Below are 17,150 nucleotides of genomic sequence, written 5' to 3'. Positions count from 1 at the left end.
TACAACACCAAGCGACCCCATAGTGCATTGGGCTACCGCCCACCTGCGCCAGAGGCCATCATCCCGATGGACCAAAGGCCAATCATGCACTAACTTTCAAAGTGGACCACTCAAGTGGGGCTGATCAGAAGGGCGGTGCGCACTGCGCAGAGACAGCATCAACTCACCGCGCCGTTTGAAGGCGCTTCCCGGGCCTACGGTTGCGATCCTAATGCGCGAGGTATAGCCGCCGAACGACCCTTTCGAATAGGGGCCGAAATTCGCAAGCCCCCGAAGCGGATGGATGTCGACTTGCGTCGCGTCGACGGGCGAGAAGGACAGGTCCGGTTCGTCCAGCAGTGTGAACGGAGGAAGTTTTGTCAAAAGTGCCGGACTGTTCATTACGTGGTCCTGTCGAAATAGACATGATGATGGCCTGGGCGGCTCCAGCCGGTGACCGGGGAGACTTTAAATACAGCATCAATTCCGGTGCCTTCTTTTAGTCCAAATGCCCGCATTGTCCCGCCCTCGGTGTCGGTTAGAAGGTGTGCCCAGGCCGCGATGATTCTGGCCCAGTTTCGATTGTAACGTTGGGCCCAACGTTCTCGGCGCCAGTCGCCAGCCGGATCGCCAGCTCGGTAGGAACGAGCAGCCATCGGATCCCCGTTGGCGCCTCTCGTATGCTCCGGGTCGCTATCCTTTGTGACTTCTGGACGTGGGATATGCACAAAGGTGTAGGGTTCGAAACCGCACCACCACCGTCCGTCAATCAGGTCAAGCTTTAGGAGCAGTCCTTCCTGAAAGGGAAGCCCGAGGCCGGGCACGGTGCCGGAAAGGTCGCTATTGTAAGCACTCCTCAGTTTTGAAAGCACCTGCACGTCCCTGCGTGACCTTTCCGCATCATCCCCATCACGCGGCGAGGCAATGACTACAGAATGTCCAGCGCGTTTAAAGCGCGGAATGAGCGGAAGTCGCCGCGCGAGGCCTCTGACCAACGCGTCATAGATAAGACCCTTTGCCCAACCGTCTTTGGCCGGATTCAGTTCGATCTCACCATTGGGTGTCGCACCGAACGGTGCAAGCGCATCGACAATCTCCCGATCCCTGCCAAACACGGCGATCTCCCGTCCAAGCACCGCGGCTGTCGCCTTGACTCCTTTCTCCTTCAATAGCTCCCGTACAACGGGAGAGGTTGTGCTCTGCGCGAGTTTTATCCGCCGGGCAGCGCCTGGAATTACTTCGATCTGAAGAGAGGAATAGCGCAGGATAGGGAACGCGCGAGCCTCGGCAGTAGGTAGCTGGACCGGTACCAAGCGTGGTGCAGGGCGCCCGGCCATCACCTGATCATAGAGCGGTTGGGGCAGGTCGTTCGTTTTGGTGATGTCGGCGCTCAGCTCGTCGAATGTTGCACATTCAACGACAGCCACGTCAACGCCGGCGAGCTGGGCCCGTTTCAGGAATTCGGATACAGAGGGCAGCAAGCGGGAGGCCGACGAGGTAAGCCAGTAAAGTCCATTAGGGAAAGGCGAAGGTGCATCGAGGACAGCGGTCAACGCTTCCATGATCGAGGCGTCGCGACCGCTATAGCCGACAAAGACCATTCCGAAACGCTTGCCGGCTTCCACCAAGACATGGCGCATTCGGATGTCCTGCTCCTCCAGCTCCGATCCCGTATTCTTGATCGAGATCGACTGATAATCGCCGTGAAGCTTGGCGATCATCGGCCAGTCCGATTCATTGAGGCAGCGCATTGCCCGATCGGCGGAGTCGATCGCTGCCACTGTCGGACGTTTCTGATCGACGACAGGCAGGATTGCGTTTGCGGAAAGTGCTGCCTCTTCAATCAGCGGATCGAAGTTCGTCGTGAAAACGCAATCTACCTTGCCGGCCGCCATCAAGCTTCCCAGCACCTTGTGCCCGAAACAGGGCGTACCCTTGGAGATCGCGTCGGCTATATATTGCCGTCGATGCCGGGGCTGCGGGTATACCGCTTCGAAGGCCGCAGCATATTCCGTGGGATCCCCTTCAGGAGGCAGGAGTGACGTTTGTCGGAAGAAACTGTCAATCCTGTCGATCCAGATAGGATCGGCCGTATCGATCTCCCGCTTCGACAGGTTCGTCTCGCGGCAAAAGATCTGTGCCTTGAAATCCCGGATCATAGCATAGCCGGTTGGAATGCCAGAGGCCGCCGATGCACCCGCTCCAAGGAACCATGCCACAAGGTTTGGCCTAAGATCGAAGGCGGTTGCGAATTGAGAGGCGGTTATTGTCGGGACTGGGTTGATGATAATGTTCCTTCAACCGACGCAGGAAAAGAATAGTATTGGGGGTTGCAAAGCTCTGTAAAGTCAATCTGGCCGTTTCACACAGGAACCATCTTCGGAGCGGACATCGGAACCGGTCGAATTCATTGGATAAAGAAAACCCGCCCGATCGTCTCCGATGGGCGGGTTCCGTGTTTCAGGACCGTTTGAGCCGCTTATTGACCTAAATTGGCCATCCTATGCGACTCGGGACAAGCATCAGGTTGTCCCCTTAGCCAGCGTCGCGTGGTACCGCAGTTTTCCCATTTCACCCATCTTCCATTCCGCACCAACCCAAGGATTTTCCTCGGGTTGGTACAAAACATTGGGTACTATGAACAAAACTTTGGTCCTCTCACCACAACAGCTTTTTTCGTATCAGCTACAGCCGCTTGTGCTGCCGCAGGTGTCGCATTTAAGGCAGGTGCCGTTGCGGACCATGGTGAAGTTGCCGCATTCGGCGCAGCTTTCGCCTTCATATCCCTTCATCCGCGCCTGGGCGATCTGCTGAGCAGCTGTTGCTTTGGCAGGAGCTGGAGCCGGGCTGATCTCGACAGAGACGGCTGCTTCGGAGCCGCGGGCAAAAGCCGTTGCCACAGCTGATGTCTGGGCCACAGGGGAGGAGGCCAGTTCAGCGGCAACCGCCTGTGTCATGGATCCAGCCGGTTCCGTGCCGGAGATCAGGCGGAAATGTTCGGTCTGGCCGCGAATAAGACCATGAGAGACAACACCTTGATGCTCTTTATTGCGTTCATCGTCGGTGCCCGACCCATTGCCGAATGTGGGCGGGGCCACATGAGCCAGGTCATGGCGGCCAAGGTAAGAGACGGCCAGCTCACGGAACACATAGTCGAGGATCGACGTAGCATTCTTGATGGCATCATTGCCCTGAACCATGCCAGCTGGCTCGAACTTGGTGAAGGTGAACGCGTCGACATATTCTTCGAGCGGCACACCATATTGAAGACCGAGCGACACGGAGATGGCGAAGTTGTTGATGAAGGCGCGAAGGGCTGAGCCTTCCTTGTTCATGTCGAGGAAGATCTCGCCAAGACGGCCATCATCATATTCACCTGTGCGCAGGAAGATGGTGTGACCACCGATCTTGGCTTTCTGGGTGTAGCCCTTGCGCCGTGTCGGCAGTTTTTCCTGCTCGCGGACAATCCGCTCGACGATGCGCTCGACAATGCGTTCTGCGACAACTTCGGCGCGCGCTGCAATTGGCTTGGCAGCGAGGCTGTCCATTGCGTCATCTTCGTCGTCCTCATCAGCCAGAAGCTGGGAGTTGAGCGGTTGCGACAGCTTGGAACCATCGCGGTAGAGTGCATTGGCCTTCAGGGCAAGCTTCCAGGACAACATGTAGGCTTCGGTGCAATCTTCGACGGTTGCATCATTGGGCATGTTGATGGTCTTGGAAATCGCGCCGGAGATAAACGGTTGAGCAGCTGCCATCATGCGGATGTGGCTTTCCACGGACAGATACCGCTTGCCGATCCGGCCGCATGGATTGGCGCAATCGAAGATTGGGTAATGTTCTTCCTTGAGGAAAGGCGCACCTTCCAGGGTCATCGCGCCGCAAACATGGGTGTTTGCTGCCTCAATGTCGGCCTTCTTGAAGCCGAGGAACGGCAGAAGTTCGAACTCGTGATCTTCCATCTGCTCGGCGGAAACGCCCAGCGCCGTCATCTGCTCATCGCCGAGTGTCCAGCGGTTGAAGACGAACTTGATGTCAAAGGCCGAGGCCATACCGTCCTTGAGCTTTGCCAGGCTCTCGTCACTGAAGCCCTTGGCTTTCAGCGCAGACGTGTTGATTGCCGGAGCTTGATCAATGGAGCCGTGGCCCACTGCATAGGCTTCGATCTCGGCCAGTTCGCTTTCGGTGTAGCCGAGCTTGCGAAGGGCTTCAGGCACAGCCCGGTTGATGATCTTGAAGTAGCCGCCACCGGCCAGTTTCTTGAACTTCACCAGGGCAAAATCCGGTTCGATGCCAGTGGTGTCGCAATCCATCACCAGGCCAATGGTGCCTGTTGGGGCAATCACGGTGGATTGGGCGTTGCGGTAGCCATTCTTCTCGCCAAGCTTCAAAGCCTTGTCCCAAGCGAGTTTGGCGCGCTTGATCAGTTCCTTGTCCGGGCAGGAGGCATGATCCAGCGCAACGGGCGCTGTGTTCAGGCCCTCATAGCCCGTGTCTTTGCCGTAAGCTGCGCGGCGGTGGTTGCGCATGACACGTAGCATGTGATCGGCATTGTCTTTGTAACCTGGGAATGGGCCCAGCTCACCAGCCATTTCAGCCGATGTTGCATAAGACACACCGGTCATGATCGCGCTGAGCGCGCCACAGATGGCACGACCTTCGTCACTGTCATAGGGAATGCCGGAAGTCATCAGCAGGCCACCGATGTTGGCATAGCCAAGGCCGAGTGTGCGGTACTGGTAGGATCGTTCGGCAATTTCCTTGGACGGGAACTGTGCCATCAAAACGGAAACTTCCAGAACGATGGTCCAAAGACGGACTGCGTGCTCGTAGTTCTCGACATCGACCGAGCGATCTTCGTGGCGGAACTGCATCAGGTTAAGGGATGCGAGGTTACAGGCGGTATCGTCCAGGAACATATATTCCGAACACGGGTTGGACGCGCGGATTTCACCAGAGGCCGGGCAGGTGTGCCAGTCATTGATGGTGGTGTGATACTGAATTCCAGGATCGGCGGAGGCCCAGGCAGCATAGCCGATCTGTTCCCAAAGCTCGCGGGCTTTCAGGGTCTTGGCCACTTCGTCCGTGCGGCGGCCAACAAGATCCCATGTGCTGTCTTCGACAACCGCGGACAGAAAGCCGTCGGTCACGCGCACGGAGTTGTTGGAGTTCTGGCCGGAAACCGTCAGATAAGCTTCTGAATCCCAATCGGTATTGTAAACCGGGAACTCGATTTTGGTGAAACCCTGGCGGGCGAATTGAATGACGCGCTGGATATAATTGTCCGGCACCATCATTTTCTTGGCGGCGCGGATTTCGCGCTTCAAGGCCGGGTTTTTGGACGGATCGAAACAGTCGCCGTTGTCAGCCTCACAGTTGACGCAGGCCTTCATGACAGCGCCAAGGTGCTTCTGGCAGATCTTGGAGCCGGTGACGAGGGCCGCCACTTTCTGTTCTTCCTTGACCTTCCAGTTGATGTATTCCTCGATGTCGGGATGATCAACATCAACCACGACCATCTTGGCTGCGCGGCGGGTGGTGCCGCCGGATTTGATCGCGCCAGCTGCCCTGTCGCCGATCTTCAGGAAGCTCATCAGGCCAGATGATTTGCCGCCGCCGGACAGCTTTTCGCCAGCACCACGGACGCGAGAGAAGTTGGAGCCGGTTCCGGAACCATATTTGAACAGACGGGCTTCGCGGACCCAAAGGTCCATGATGCCGCCTTCATTGACGAGATCATCACCAACGGACTGAATGAAGCAGGCATGGGGCTGCGGATGTTCATAGGCGGTAGCGGATTTTGTTAGTTCGCCAGTCTGGAAATCAACATAGAAGTGGCCCTGACTCGGGCCATCAATACCATAGGCCCAATGCAGACCAGTGTTGAACCACTGTGGGGAGTTCGGTGCAACTTTCTGGGTCGCAAGCATGAAGCGGAGTTCGTCGTAGAATGCTTGCGCGTCGGCTTCACCGTCGAAGTAGCCGCCCTTCCAGCCCCAATATGTCCATGTTCCGGCGAGGCGGTCAAACACCTGGCGACCGTCCATTTCGGATGTGTAGCGGTCAGCTTCTGGAACTTTGGACAGAGCCTTTTCGTCGGCTTCATGACGCCACAGCCACGATGGAACCGCGTTCTCCTCGACGGCCTTCAACTTGGCAGGCACACCTGCCTTGCGGAAATATTTCTGCGCCAGAATGTCGGACGCAACCTGGGAAAACTGGGCAGGGACCTGAATGTCGGCGAGCCGGAATACAATGGAGCCATCCGGGTTGCGGATCTCGCTGGTCGCATTTCGAAATTCAACTTCGGCGTAGGGTGATTGTCCCTCTTTGGTGTAGCGCCGCTCTATCCGCATTCTATGTCCCCTTGTATCGTCAAGACCAGGCCTGTTGGTCCTGTATCGTTCGTCCGCATCATCTTGCGCTGGGACTTCACTACCCGAACGCTATTATCCATTCAGTTTGGTAATTCAGTGTCGTCGTATTGGATTGCCTGAATTTCGATATTAATACCTTATTTAGTGCTTTCCCTGAGTTAGTCTACTAAATATAGTCATCATCAACAGGTTTGTCTGGAAATTCATCCATACTCCAGACGCGCAAAATTAATCGCTCCGAATGACCGAAGTGGCCGCTTCAGAAGGTTACGCAAGTACCGGAAACTGGGAAATTTGGAACCACATGACATGCTGATCCCAGATACGCACCAATATGATCCGAAAATAATGTAAATGACTTGTTAACGTCAAGGAGCGAGTGACAAGTTGTAGTGTTTAAATAGTAGGCAAGCGCTAAATATTGTGTCGGTCTGTGGATAGCGGGGAGGGCCGCTAAAGCCGCTAAAAAGTCTTGTGTGGGGTATTGGGGACACAAATTGGATCTCAATCCAAATAGTCACTGATTCTATGAAAATTTTAAGAAAATTCCGGACATCGACTTCAGTGCGATTTAAACGCAAGCGGTCATCCTAAGGCTAGGGATTTAGCAGGGGTGTCCAAGGATCATGAAATATCACGCAGCATATGGCCGTGGGCTGGAGGATCTCGACGCTGTCATTGTTGAGGACAGCAAACCCATGCAGACAATTATTCGTTCGATTTTGCTCAGCTTCAAGGTTGCAAGGGTTCGTGTGTTTGATTCGGTTGATGAGGCGCTTCAATCCATGTTGGCCGAGCCGCCCAACGTCATTTTGACCGATTGGCGTATGGCTCCAACTTCTGGCTATCAATTGTTGCGCATGATCCGCCATCGTCATATGGAGCCGCTTTGCTATGTCCCGGTACTCTTTATAACCGCGCATGGAACGCGGCCCCTTGTCGACAAGGCTCTGCGCGCAGGCGCTCATCATCTCCTGGTCAAGCCGGTTGCTCCGTCAATGTTGCTCAAGCGCCTGCAATGGCTGATGAATGATGATCGACCAATGGTTCTCGAGAACAGCGGGTTTTACAACATTCTTGGCATTCGGGAATCCATGGATGAACAGGCTGAGAAACTTCAAAACCTTGAAAATGCCAGAACTTATCACGAGCAAGCGATCCGGCGCATTGCGAAGGTGCAGTGCGCAGTCGACAAAGAGTTCAACGGTGTACCTCTTGAAGATGCAGACACAGGTGAATTTGCTCAAGTTTCGATACCGAAACACAAAATCAAGCCAGCCAATTCAAGTTCTCGTCCGTCAGGCCGATCTTCGAGATATGCAGCTGTTCGATAACGAGGCATAATTGGCGTTCTTGCGATCTTATGGACTTTCTGAGGTTTCTTGTCCTGATATTCTGTTGTGCAACGGGTAAACAGGCGGGCTGGACAGAAAGCCTCCTTGGAGGCATAGTCGCGCAAATTGGCCTGCCGCTTCTGAAACTTCCCTTTCAGGGCTCCGGGCTCTCAATGCCTTTTGCGCCGAGCGCGCAGAAAATCACAAGGACGCGTCAGGGCGATGAAAAATTTCCTGCTGGAAATCTTTACCTGGTGGAACGGTCGGACCATGGGGACCCGTTTTTTCACTTGGCGTAAGGGCGAATTTGTCGGCGAAGATGAATTTGGCAACAAGTACTATCGTGAACGCGCAGGCAAAAAGCGCTGGGTGATCTACAATGGCGTTTCCGATGCCTCGAAGATCCCTTCTGGCTGGCACGGCTGGATGCATCACCGCGTTGATACGGCGCCGGTAGATGAAACCTATTATGCCAAGGGCTGGCAGAAGCCACATGAAGCCAACCACACGGGAACCTCACTGGCATACCGTCCGGATGGTTCGATCCTGACCCCGGAAAAACGCCCCGAGGTGAGTGGTGACTATCAGGCCTGGTCGCCTGGGAAGTAATATTTTACTTTAATAAAATGATTTAAAGGCCCGTTTTACGGGCCTTTTTTATTTTTGCATCTTGAGAGATCTTGAGCACGTTGCTAAAAGCCTTGGCTCAGATATTTCGGCAGAAATGCCCTTTAGAAAGTGTATTTGCTCTCTAGCAGCAGACCATAGCGCTGGTACGTCTGGCTTTGATCCAGCTCGTATTCTGAGTGCATCCACCAATAACGACCACCCACGCCAACATTCCAATTCGAGGTCAAAGCAACGTTCATCATTGCATCGGTTTCGAAGCCATAGGTGTAAATGCTCTCGATGTCGATGAAGCCGTCGTCACTCTCATTGTAGGACCATGGCACAGCAGCGGCATCTACAGACCAGCTGAATCGGTCGTTCAGTGTCCCATCTGCAGATAGTCCGAGACGAAGGGCATGCCATGTATTTGAGATTTTGAACGATGTACCACCATATTCGGCGGAGAGTTCGTCAGTGAGAAACTGATAGCCTATAAACGTCCTGAGTCGGCCCGAATTTCCCGCGAATTTCATGATTTCCCAGCCACCGTCGAGTGTCAGATACCCTAGGTTCTTTGTGTTCCAGGCAGTTGACTCCGTCCCAGAATATGATTGCGACCCATCAGTATTGCGACCGAAACCAACATATCCCTTGAAATAGGTGTTGGCGGTTATGTCCTCGAGATTGGCAACAAGCTCTACTGAATGGCCAGTGACGTTGTCCGTTTCGACCCGTGCATTGGCTCCGTGGACGTCAGAAGATGCCTGACTGTACCAGTAACGCAGTCCGATGGACCCTCTCAGCGTTGCGGTGGAGAAAACGTCTTCAGAAACATAGGGTTGAGATGGGAGTTGGTCTGCTGCAAATGCTGTGGAGGAGGTGCAAATGGCTGGCAACGCAAGGGAAAAAGCATATTTCATGAAATGGGACATAGCTGGTCAATACCTTGGATTAAAACGAAAACCTCTATAGGTATCATTCGACCACTTATGGTTAATGCAGGGTAAAGTTGCATTAATTGCGTGTGTATCTAAGCGTTTGATCCTGGTATTTCTGTCTATGCTTTTAGTTAGGTGATCTTCCGGCTCGGGTAGCCCGGAGCGCGCAGCTCAAAACCGGTCTTTGTACTCTTAAAACCAACCTTGCGATAAAATTTCTGCGCGCCAGTGTTGGCGGCTCCGGTCATTAGCATGATTTTGTAGCAGTCTTGCTTCCACGCCAGCTCAAAGGCGGCCTGAAGCAAAGTTTGGCCGAAACCCTTGCCGCGATGATCCCCATGAGTGACGACGTTTTCAATCAAGGCATAGGGTGCGCCGGCTCTTGTGAAATTTGGCATGACGACCAGAGTGCAGGTTGACACTGCATCATTCCCCAGGGAGCCAATCAGAGTCGTGAGGCCGGGGTGTGCCAGCATGGCCTTTAGTTTTTCTCGGCCAATCTGATCGTCCAGCGGCAGGTCATCAGGGATCAAATGGAAAAACAGGTTGCGCAGCTCTTCATAGTCCGCCGCAGAGGCAGGGCGAATTTGGAGGGTGTCTTGACGCTCGCTCATTGGTCCCTTGCTCGATTCGATTATATCATTTGCAGACCAGCCTATAAAAAAACCCGCCGATGAGGGCGGGCTTTTAGCAGATATTAGGCGCAAGTCGTTATCAGCTTTCAGGAAGCGGCAAATAGTCCTGCGGAGGAATGATGCCGAGGCGGCGATCCAGGTAATTGCCGCAACGATCCATAAGATCGTCAATGTCGTTCTCAAAGAAATGGTTCGCGCCTGGAATCGTTTGATGATCGATGACGATGCCTTTTTGGGTCTTCAGTTTGTCGACCAGCGTTTGAACATCTTTTTGCGGCACGACCTTGTCGTTTTCACCGTGGATGATCAGGCCCGATGAGGGGCAAGGCGCCAGGAACGAGAAGTCATGAAGGTTGGCCGGTGGAGCCACCGAAATGAAGCCCTCGACTTCCGGGCGGCGCATCAAGAGCTGCATGCCAATCCAGGCACCGAATGAGAACCCGGAAATCCAGCAGGCACGGGCATCCGGGTGGATCGTCTGGACCCAATCGAGAGCTGCCGCTGCATCGGACAATTCTCCCTGGCCATGATCGAACGTGCCCTGGGACCGGCCAACACCGCGGAAATTAAACCGCAGCACTGCAAATCCACGCTGTGCGAACATGTAATAGTGCTGATACACGATCTGGTTGTTCATCGTGCCGCCGAACTGCGGATGCAGATGAAGAATCAGGGCGATGGGCGCATTCCGCTTCTTTGCGGGATGGAACCGGCCTTCCAGCCGGCCGGCGGGACCGTTAAAGATCACCTCAGGCATGAAGCGTTATGTCCTTTATTGTCCAGGTGACATCTGGAAGCGATGGCACCTGAAATCGGAATTAGATACGTGAAACTCCTAAGTCCAAACTTGACTCATATGTTCCGAGTTTCTAAAACCTTGTTTAGAATTGTTCGAAAGTCGGGTTTGTCCTAACCATCGCCGAAACTCGGTCTGGAAAGAGCATTCGATTTTCATGTTGACGCACGTTTACGTCATCCATTCGGAAAATTTCAAGTTTTCCGTGACGGCTTGAGCGGAAAACTGCATTTTTCGACGTTTTACGGGACATTGAAGTGTTTATGACTGGCAATCGGCCACATGTTTATCTCGACTATAACGCGGGTGCACCTTTGCGCCCTGTGGTTCGGGATCGCATGGTCGAGGTCATGATGGCCGTCGGCAATGCGTCATCTGTGCATGGCGATGGCCGCCGGGCACGGGGGCGGGTGGAAGAAGCTCGTGAGTCTGTCGCTCTTCTGTGCGGTGCGCGCTCTCGGTCGGTAACGTTTGTATCTGGCGGCACTGAAGCCAATATGACTGCCTTGACGCCCCAATGGCAGGATAAGGGTGCGCCGGTTTATCTCGAAAGATTGCTACGCGGTGCGACTGAGCATCCAGCTGTTGCTGCGGGTGGGCGATTCCCGGCTTCCATGCAGAGTGTTTTGCCGGTCGATGGCAATGGCGTGATCCGCTTGGATGAGCTTGAGCGCTTGTTAGCAGAAGATGGCCCCGCTCTCGTATCCGTCATGGCGGCGAATAATGAGACCGGCGTAATCCAGCCGCTTGAAGATATTGGACGGTTGACCAAGGTCGCTGGCGGTTTTTTTCACGTCGATGCGGTTCAGGCTGCTGGCCGCATGCCGATTGATATGGAAGCCTGGCAGGCCGATGCTCTCAGCCTGTCCGCCCATAAGTTTGGCGGTCCGCAGGGCATGGGCGCTGTTGTCGCCGGTTCAACGGCCCGCGTTCCGGCTCCGCTGATGAATGGTGGCGGACAAGAGAATTGGCGTCGGGCAGGCACTGAAAATGTTGCCGGTATATGCGGATTTGGGGTTGCAGCAGCGCTCGCAAATGACGATTTGAAGGATGCCGGGCAACTTGCAGCCTTGAGGGACCAGCTTGAAGCCGGTGTCAGTCTTATATGCCCGTCAATGAAAGTATTTGGTTCAGATGCGCCGCGTCTGTCCAATACATCATGTTTTGCGGTCGGTGGCATTCCTGCTGAAACAGCATTGATCGCTTTTGATCTGGAGAACGTATCTCTTTCATCTGGATCGGCATGCTCATCCGGCAAAGTGTCGGTGTCTCATGTGCTCAGCGCCATGGGCGTGGACGAACATATAGCCCGCTGCGCCTTGCGGGTGAGCCTTGGTTGGAACTCGAGCGAAGAGGATATCGCCCGCTTTCTGAACATCTGGCCGATGATCGTGGATCGGTTGAACCCTGAGGCTCGAACTCGGGCAGCATAGAGAATTTCTCGTCTTCGGACGAGACCTGAACCCGTTCGCACTGCCTTCCGACAAGGATCATGGCAGGCGGATCAACAAGACGACCAACAGCGGGACCACCGGGTCCCGAACATGGAGTGAATGACATGCCAGCTGTGCAGGAGACAATCGATCAGGTTAAGGCCATCGATGTTGACCAGTATAAATACGGCTTTGTGACTGATATCGAATCTGAAGTTGGCGCGAAAGGCCTGTCAGAAGAGACAGTTCGCTTCCTGTCGGCCAAGAAAAACGAGCCGGAGTGGATGACCGAATGGCGTCTTGATGCACTGCGCCGGTTCAACACGATGGAAGAGCCGGATTGGGCGCGTGTTGACTATCCGAAGATCGATTTTGATGCGCTGTATTATTGGGCCTCGCCAAAGTCCGTTGAAGGCCCGAAAAGCCTTGATGAGGTCGATCCTGAGCTGCTGGCGACATATGAGAAACTCGGAATCCCGCTGCGTGAGCAGGAAATTCTAGCCGGTGTTGAGCCAAAGAACCGCATCGCTGTTGATGCTGTTTTCGACAGTGTGTCCGTTGTCACGACCTTCAAGAAGGAACTGGCTGCAGCTGGTGTGATCTTCTGTTCGATCTCGGAAGCCATGCGTGAGCATCCGGAGCTGGTCAGAAAGTACCTCGGTTCCGTGGTTCCGGTGACCGACAATTATTATGCGACACTGAACTCGGCTGTCTTCTCCGATGGGTCCTTCGTCTACATTCCGGAAGGCGTTCGTTGCCCGATGGAGCTGTCGACCTACTTCCGCATCAACGAGATGAACACGGGCCAGTTCGAGCGGACGTTGATCATTGCCGAAAAAGGCTCCTATGTGTCTTACCTTGAGGGCTGTACAGCGCCCCAGCGTGATGAGAACCAGCTGCATGCCGCAGTGGTTGAGCTTGTGGCTCTGGAGGATGCGGAGATCAAATACTCCACCGTTCAGAACTGGTTTCCAGGCGATTCTCAAGGTAAGGGTGGCATCTACAACTTTGTTACCAAGCGCGGCGATTGCCGGGGGAATAACTCCAAGATTTCCTGGACCCAGGTTGAGACCGGATCTGCAGTCACCTGGAAGTATCCGTCCTGCATTCTTCGCGGCGACAATTCCACTGGCGAATTTTACTCGATTGCCGTTTCCAATGGCTATCAGCAGATCGACAGTGGCACCAAGATGATCCATCTGGGCAAGAATACGTCGAGCCGCATCATCTCCAAGGGGATTTCTGCCGGACGTTCTTCGAACACTTATCGTGGACTGGTCTCAGCTCATAAGAAAGCTTCCCATGCGAGGAACTTTACACAGTGCGATTCACTTCTGATCGGTCAGGATTGCGGGGCACATACGGTGCCCTATATCGAGAGCAAGAATGCGACGGCTGTTTTTGAACATGAGGCGACCACCTCAAAAATCTCTGACGACCAGATGTTCTATTGCCAGCAGCGCGGGATGTCCGATGAAGAGGCGGTTGCGTTGATCGTCAATGGCTTCGTCAAGGACGTGATCCAGCAGTTGCCGATGGAATTCGCGGTGGAAGCCCAGAAGCTGATTTCGATCAGCCTCGAAGGCTCGGTTGGCTAAAGCCAACGCCCGCAAATCTGAATTTGAATGACCTTGGTTGCCACGCTGCAGCCCAAATATGATACGAGGACCATCTCAATGCTTGAGATCAAAAACCTGCACGCCCGCATCGCCGAAGATGGCACAGAGATCCTGCGCGGCGTTGACCTGAAAGTAAACGCTGGCGAAGTTCATGCCGTGATGGGCCCGAACGGTTCCGGCAAGTCTACGCTGTCCTATATTCTGGCTGGCAAGTCCGACTATGAAGTGACCGAAGGCGAGATCCTGTTCCACGGTGAAAATCTTCTGGACATGGGGCCGGACGAGCGGGCAGCAGCGGGCGTTTTCCTCGCGTTCCAGTACCCGATCGAAATCCCGGGCGTTGCCACCATGGAATTCCTGAAGACAGCGATGAATGCGCAGCGCAAGGCACGCGGTGAAGACGCACTGACGATCCCTGACTTCATGAAGCGTGTGAAGGCCAGAGCTGCTGATCTGAACGTTACCATGGATATGCTGAAGCGTCCGCTCAATGTCGGCTTCTCTGGCGGCGAGAAAAAGCGCGCTGAAATCTTGCAGATGTCTTTGCTTGAGCCAAGCCTTTGCGTGCTGGATGAAACAGATTCCGGTCTTGATATCGATGCGCTTCGCGTCGTGTCTGAAGGTGTCAACAAGCTGCGCTCGCCTGAGCGCGCAATGATCGTCATCACCCATTACCAGCGCCTGCTTGATCATATCATTCCAGACGTCGTCCATGTTCTGTCCAAGGGCAAGATCGTCAAGACTGGCGGCAAGGAACTGGCTCTGGACTTGGAAAAGAATGGCTATGCTGACTATGTCGGCGCAGCAGCCTGAGCCCCGGAGAGAGTTTTATGAACGCACCAACTCCGATCACTCACACGCAGGCCGAAGCTGATCTGATCAGCCGCTTTGCCAGCGCACGTGATGCAGGGCTTGCAGGGTCTGTTGCCGTGACCGCGCTGCGTGATGCAGCCGCCGCGCAACTCAAGGCCGATGGCCTGCCGCACCGCCGGGTTGAAGAGTATAAGTACTCTGACCTGCGCGCTTATATGAAGACAGCAGCTCCGCTGGCCGAGGCGACGACTGCCGCTGACGCAAAAACTGTTCTTGATGGCTTTGACAGTTATGGCGAACTGGACCGCTACCGGATTGTTGTCGCCAATGGCCGATTTCTGGCGGACCTGAGCGATGTCGCTGAACTGGCGGCTGAAGGCGTCGTTGTTTCCGACTTCAATGACGCACTGGCGGGCGAAAACGGCTCCACCATGCTGACAGCCCCGAAGATCACCAACCAGGATGGCGTCATTGCGCTCAACACTGCGTTTGTTCAGGGCGGTGTTGTGGTCTCTGTCAAGGAAGGCGCTGAGGTCTCCAAGTCGGTTGAACTGGTTCAGGTTGCCGTTGGCACTGGTGCCCAGGTCAGCCGAAACCGGATCGTTGTGGCCAAGGGGGCCAAGCTTCGTGTGCTTGAAACCTTTGCTGGCGACACGGGCGCGGGCGAAACCAATGTCGTCTTCGATTACGACATTGCCGATGAAGCTACTCTGGCCACCACACGTTTGGTGACAGGCGCAGCTGCAGGCGCAAAGCTGTTCACGACGCTTGCGCGCGTTGGCGGTGATGCTCTGTTCAAGACGCTGTCGTTCATCGCGGGACCTTCGTTTACGCGCAACCAGCAGTTCGTCTCCTTTGTTGGAGAGAATTCTGATGCGAAGCTATATGGTGTCACTATGGCGCGGGGCAGGGATCTTGGCGATCAGACGCTGATCGTTGATCACGCCGTGCCGCATTGTAACAGCCGTGAGTTCTTCAAGGCCGTTCTGGATGATGACGCTCGTGGCGTTTATCAGGGCCGGATCAATGTTGCTCCACATGCGCAGAAGACTGACGGCGAAATGATGACCCAGGCTCTGCTGCTGGGTGACGGCGCAGAGATGGCGAATAAGCCAGAGCTGGAAATCTTCGCAGATGACGTTCTATGCGCCCACGGTGCGACTTGCGGCGACTTGGATGAAGATCTTCTGTTCTATCTGCGCGCGCGCGGAATTCCGGAAGCAGAAGCCCGTACTTTGCTGGTTCTTGCCTTCTTGTCGGAAGCCATTGAGGAATTCGACGAGGAAGACGTCACGGACGTGTTGGAAAACCGCGTTCGTATGTGGTTGGCAGCTTAAGGCAATAGGAGAGACCGCATGACGGCAGTACAGGCTGATATGCCCACCCTTGATACGCCCTATGATGTTGAGGCTATCCGCAAGGACTTTCCGATCCTTGCGCGGGAAGTCTATGGCAAACCCCTGGTCTACTTGGACAATGGTGCTTCAGCTCAAAAACCTCAGGCGGTGATTGATGCGGTGTCAAACGCCTATTCGCATGAATATGCCAATGTGCATCGCGGTCTCCACTATTTGTCGAACACGGCCACGGACAAGTATGAAGCTGCGCGCGAAACGGTGCGCCGCTTTTTGAACGCCCCTTCAGTGGACGAGGTGGTCTTCACAAGCTCGACCACAGAAGCGATCAATCTCGTTTCCTATGGCCTGGGCGGTAAGTATTTCGGCGAAGACGACGAGATTGTCCTGTCGATCATGGAGCACCACTCCAACATCGTGCCCTGGCATTTCCACCGGGAACGCCATGGGGCCAAGCTGAAATGGGTCTATGTCCGCGAGGATGGCTCATTCGATCTGGATGCGTTCCGAGATAGCTTGAGCGACCGCACCAAGCTGGTCGCGATAACGCATATGTCTAATGTGCTGGGCACAGTGGTGCCGATCAAGGAAGTCTGCGCCATTGCGCATGAGCGCGGCATTTCGGTGCTTGTGGACGGCAGTCAGGCTGCGGTGCATTTACCGGTCGATGTGCAGGATCTGGGCTGCGATTATTACGTCTTCACCGGGCATAAGGTCTATGGCCCGTCTGGCATAGGTGTTCTCTGGGCAAAGATGGATAAGCTCAAGGAGATGCGCCCGTTCAATGGCGGCGGCGAAATGATCCTTGATGTGACTGAGGATCTGGTGACCTACAATGACCCGCCGCACAGGTTCGAGGCTGGCACACCACCGATTGTTCAGGCCATCGGTCTGGGCGCAGCGCTAGATTATATGGACAGCATTGGCCGTGAGCGGATTGCCGCTCATGAGGCAGATTTGGCAGCCTATGCCCAACAGCGCTTGTCAGAAATCAATTCGCTGCGAATCTTTGGATCTGCGCCGGGCAAGGGGGCTATCATCTCGTTTGAGATCGAAGGGGCTCATGCCCATGATGTCTCGACAATCATCGATAGATCGGGTGTGGCGGTGCGGGCAGGGACACATTGTGCGCAGCCGCTATTGGCAAAGTACGGTGTGACCTCTACATGTCGGGCAAGCTTTGGCCTATACAATACACGCGCGGAAGTCGATGCGCTGTATGAGGCCCTGATCAAGGCACAGGCATTCTTCGCCTGAGGACAGTA

At 54.7% G+C, this 17,150-nt stretch carries 13 protein-coding genes; 7 read left to right on the top strand and 6 right to left on the bottom strand.

The window, feature by feature from the left end; genetic code table 11:
• Positions 1-96 precede the first annotated feature (96 nt).
• The 3 genes from V6575_RS18215 to V6575_RS18205 form a co-directional block, all read right to left on the bottom strand.
• Positions 97-381: a hypothetical protein gene (locus tag V6575_RS18215; protein WP_340276354.1), complete on the bottom strand. Its 285-nt coding sequence runs from the start codon at positions 379-381 to the stop codon at positions 97-99.
• A complete protein-coding gene (locus V6575_RS18210) occupies positions 381-2,198 on the bottom strand; it encodes an SIR2 family protein (RefSeq protein WP_340276353.1) in 1,818 nt (605 codons plus the stop codon). Before V6575_RS18210 ends, V6575_RS18215 begins: the two co-directional genes overlap by 1 nt.
• A 462-nt stretch (positions 2,199-2,660) precedes the next feature.
• On the bottom strand, positions 2,661-6,332 hold the full coding sequence (locus V6575_RS18205; protein WP_340276352.1) for a vitamin B12-dependent ribonucleotide reductase: 3,672 nt from the start codon (positions 6,330-6,332) through the stop codon (positions 2,661-2,663).
• Between the two features lie 647 nt (positions 6,333-6,979).
• On the opposite strand from V6575_RS18205, the gene V6575_RS18200 reads away from it, so the two are divergent.
• Together V6575_RS18200 and V6575_RS18195 are read left to right on the top strand one after the other, a co-directional pair.
• Positions 6,980-7,687 carry a response regulator gene (locus V6575_RS18200; protein WP_340276349.1) on the top strand — a complete coding sequence of 236 codons (708 nt, stop codon included), beginning with the start codon at positions 6,980-6,982 and terminating at the stop codon, positions 7,685-7,687.
• Between the two features lie 222 nt (positions 7,688-7,909).
• Positions 7,910-8,296 carry an NADH:ubiquinone oxidoreductase subunit NDUFA12 gene (locus tag V6575_RS18195; protein WP_340276347.1) on the top strand — a complete coding sequence of 129 codons (387 nt, stop codon included), beginning with the start codon at positions 7,910-7,912 and terminating at the stop codon, positions 8,294-8,296.
• A 122-nt stretch (positions 8,297-8,418) separates the two neighbouring features.
• Here the strand turns inward: V6575_RS18195 and V6575_RS18190 are convergent, their stop codons facing one another.
• The 3 genes from V6575_RS18190 to V6575_RS18180 form a co-directional block, all read right to left on the bottom strand.
• The gene (locus V6575_RS18190) at positions 8,419-9,228 is read right to left on the bottom strand and encodes a hypothetical protein (protein WP_340276345.1); all 810 of its coding nucleotides are present in this window, start codon (positions 9,226-9,228) and stop codon (positions 8,419-8,421) included.
• A gap of 137 nt (positions 9,229-9,365) precedes the next feature.
• Positions 9,366-9,848 carry a GNAT family N-acetyltransferase gene (locus V6575_RS18185; protein ID WP_340276343.1) on the bottom strand — a complete coding sequence of 161 codons (483 nt, stop codon included), beginning with the start codon at positions 9,846-9,848 and terminating at the stop codon, positions 9,366-9,368.
• Positions 9,849-9,948: 100 nt separating this feature from the next.
• Positions 9,949-10,626: an alpha/beta hydrolase gene (locus tag V6575_RS18180; RefSeq protein WP_340276342.1), complete on the bottom strand. Its 678-nt coding sequence runs from the start codon at positions 10,624-10,626 to the stop codon at positions 9,949-9,951.
• Positions 10,627-10,928: 302 nt separating this feature from the next.
• Here V6575_RS18180 and V6575_RS18175 point away from each other — a divergent pair, with 302 nt between their 5' ends.
• From V6575_RS18175 to V6575_RS18155, 5 genes are all read left to right on the top strand, one after another.
• Positions 10,929-12,098, top strand: coding sequence for a cysteine desulfurase family protein (locus tag V6575_RS18175; protein ID WP_340276340.1), 1,170 nt, complete (start codon positions 10,929-10,931; stop codon positions 12,096-12,098).
• Between the two features lie 125 nt (positions 12,099-12,223).
• The gene (gene sufB, locus V6575_RS18170; protein WP_340276339.1) at positions 12,224-13,696 is read left to right on the top strand and encodes a Fe-S cluster assembly protein SufB; all 1,473 of its coding nucleotides are present in this window, start codon (positions 12,224-12,226) and stop codon (positions 13,694-13,696) included.
• 78 nt (positions 13,697-13,774) lie between these two features.
• The gene (gene sufC, locus V6575_RS18165) at positions 13,775-14,530 is read left to right on the top strand and encodes a Fe-S cluster assembly ATPase SufC (protein WP_340276337.1); all 756 of its coding nucleotides are present in this window, start codon (positions 13,775-13,777) and stop codon (positions 14,528-14,530) included.
• Positions 14,531-14,547: 17 nt separating this feature from the next.
• Complete coding sequence (locus V6575_RS18160; protein ID WP_340276336.1) at positions 14,548-15,867, top strand: SufB/SufD family protein; 1,320 nt, start codon at positions 14,548-14,550, stop codon at positions 15,865-15,867.
• Between the two features lie 18 nt (positions 15,868-15,885).
• Complete coding sequence (locus V6575_RS18155) at positions 15,886-17,142, top strand: cysteine desulfurase (protein ID WP_340276334.1); 1,257 nt, start codon at positions 15,886-15,888, stop codon at positions 17,140-17,142.
• The last annotated feature ends 8 nt before the right edge of the window (positions 17,143-17,150 follow it).

The organism is Roseibium algae, from assembly GCF_037783265.1.
GTDB lineage: Bacteria > Pseudomonadota > Alphaproteobacteria > Rhizobiales > Stappiaceae > Roseibium > Roseibium algae.
This window is presented reverse-complemented; position numbering and strand designations above follow the sequence as displayed.

Coding starts and splice junctions, on each gene's coding strand:
- V6575_RS18160 (WP_340276336.1), top strand. CDS start 14,548: ATGAACGCACCAACTCCGATCACTCACACGCAGGCCGAAGCTGATCTG.
- V6575_RS18215 (WP_340276354.1), bottom strand. CDS start 381: ATGAACAGTCCGGCACTTTTGACAAAACTTCCTCCGTTCACACTGCTG.
- V6575_RS18185 (WP_340276343.1), bottom strand. CDS start 9,848: ATGAGCGAGCGTCAAGACACCCTCCAAATTCGCCCTGCCTCTGCGGCG.
- sufC (WP_340276337.1), top strand. CDS start 13,775: ATGCTTGAGATCAAAAACCTGCACGCCCGCATCGCCGAAGATGGCACA.
- sufB (WP_340276339.1), top strand. CDS start 12,224: ATGCCAGCTGTGCAGGAGACAATCGATCAGGTTAAGGCCATCGATGTT.
- V6575_RS18205 (WP_340276352.1), bottom strand. CDS start 6,332: ATGCGGATAGAGCGGCGCTACACCAAAGAGGGACAATCACCCTACGCC.
- V6575_RS18175 (WP_340276340.1), top strand. CDS start 10,929: ATGACTGGCAATCGGCCACATGTTTATCTCGACTATAACGCGGGTGCA.
- V6575_RS18195 (WP_340276347.1), top strand. CDS start 7,910: ATGAAAAATTTCCTGCTGGAAATCTTTACCTGGTGGAACGGTCGGACC.
- V6575_RS18200 (WP_340276349.1), top strand. CDS start 6,980: ATGAAATATCACGCAGCATATGGCCGTGGGCTGGAGGATCTCGACGCT.
- V6575_RS18155 (WP_340276334.1), top strand. CDS start 15,886: ATGACGGCAGTACAGGCTGATATGCCCACCCTTGATACGCCCTATGAT.
- V6575_RS18180 (WP_340276342.1), bottom strand. CDS start 10,626: ATGCCTGAGGTGATCTTTAACGGTCCCGCCGGCCGGCTGGAAGGCCGG.
- V6575_RS18190 (WP_340276345.1), bottom strand. CDS start 9,228: ATGTCCCATTTCATGAAATATGCTTTTTCCCTTGCGTTGCCAGCCATT.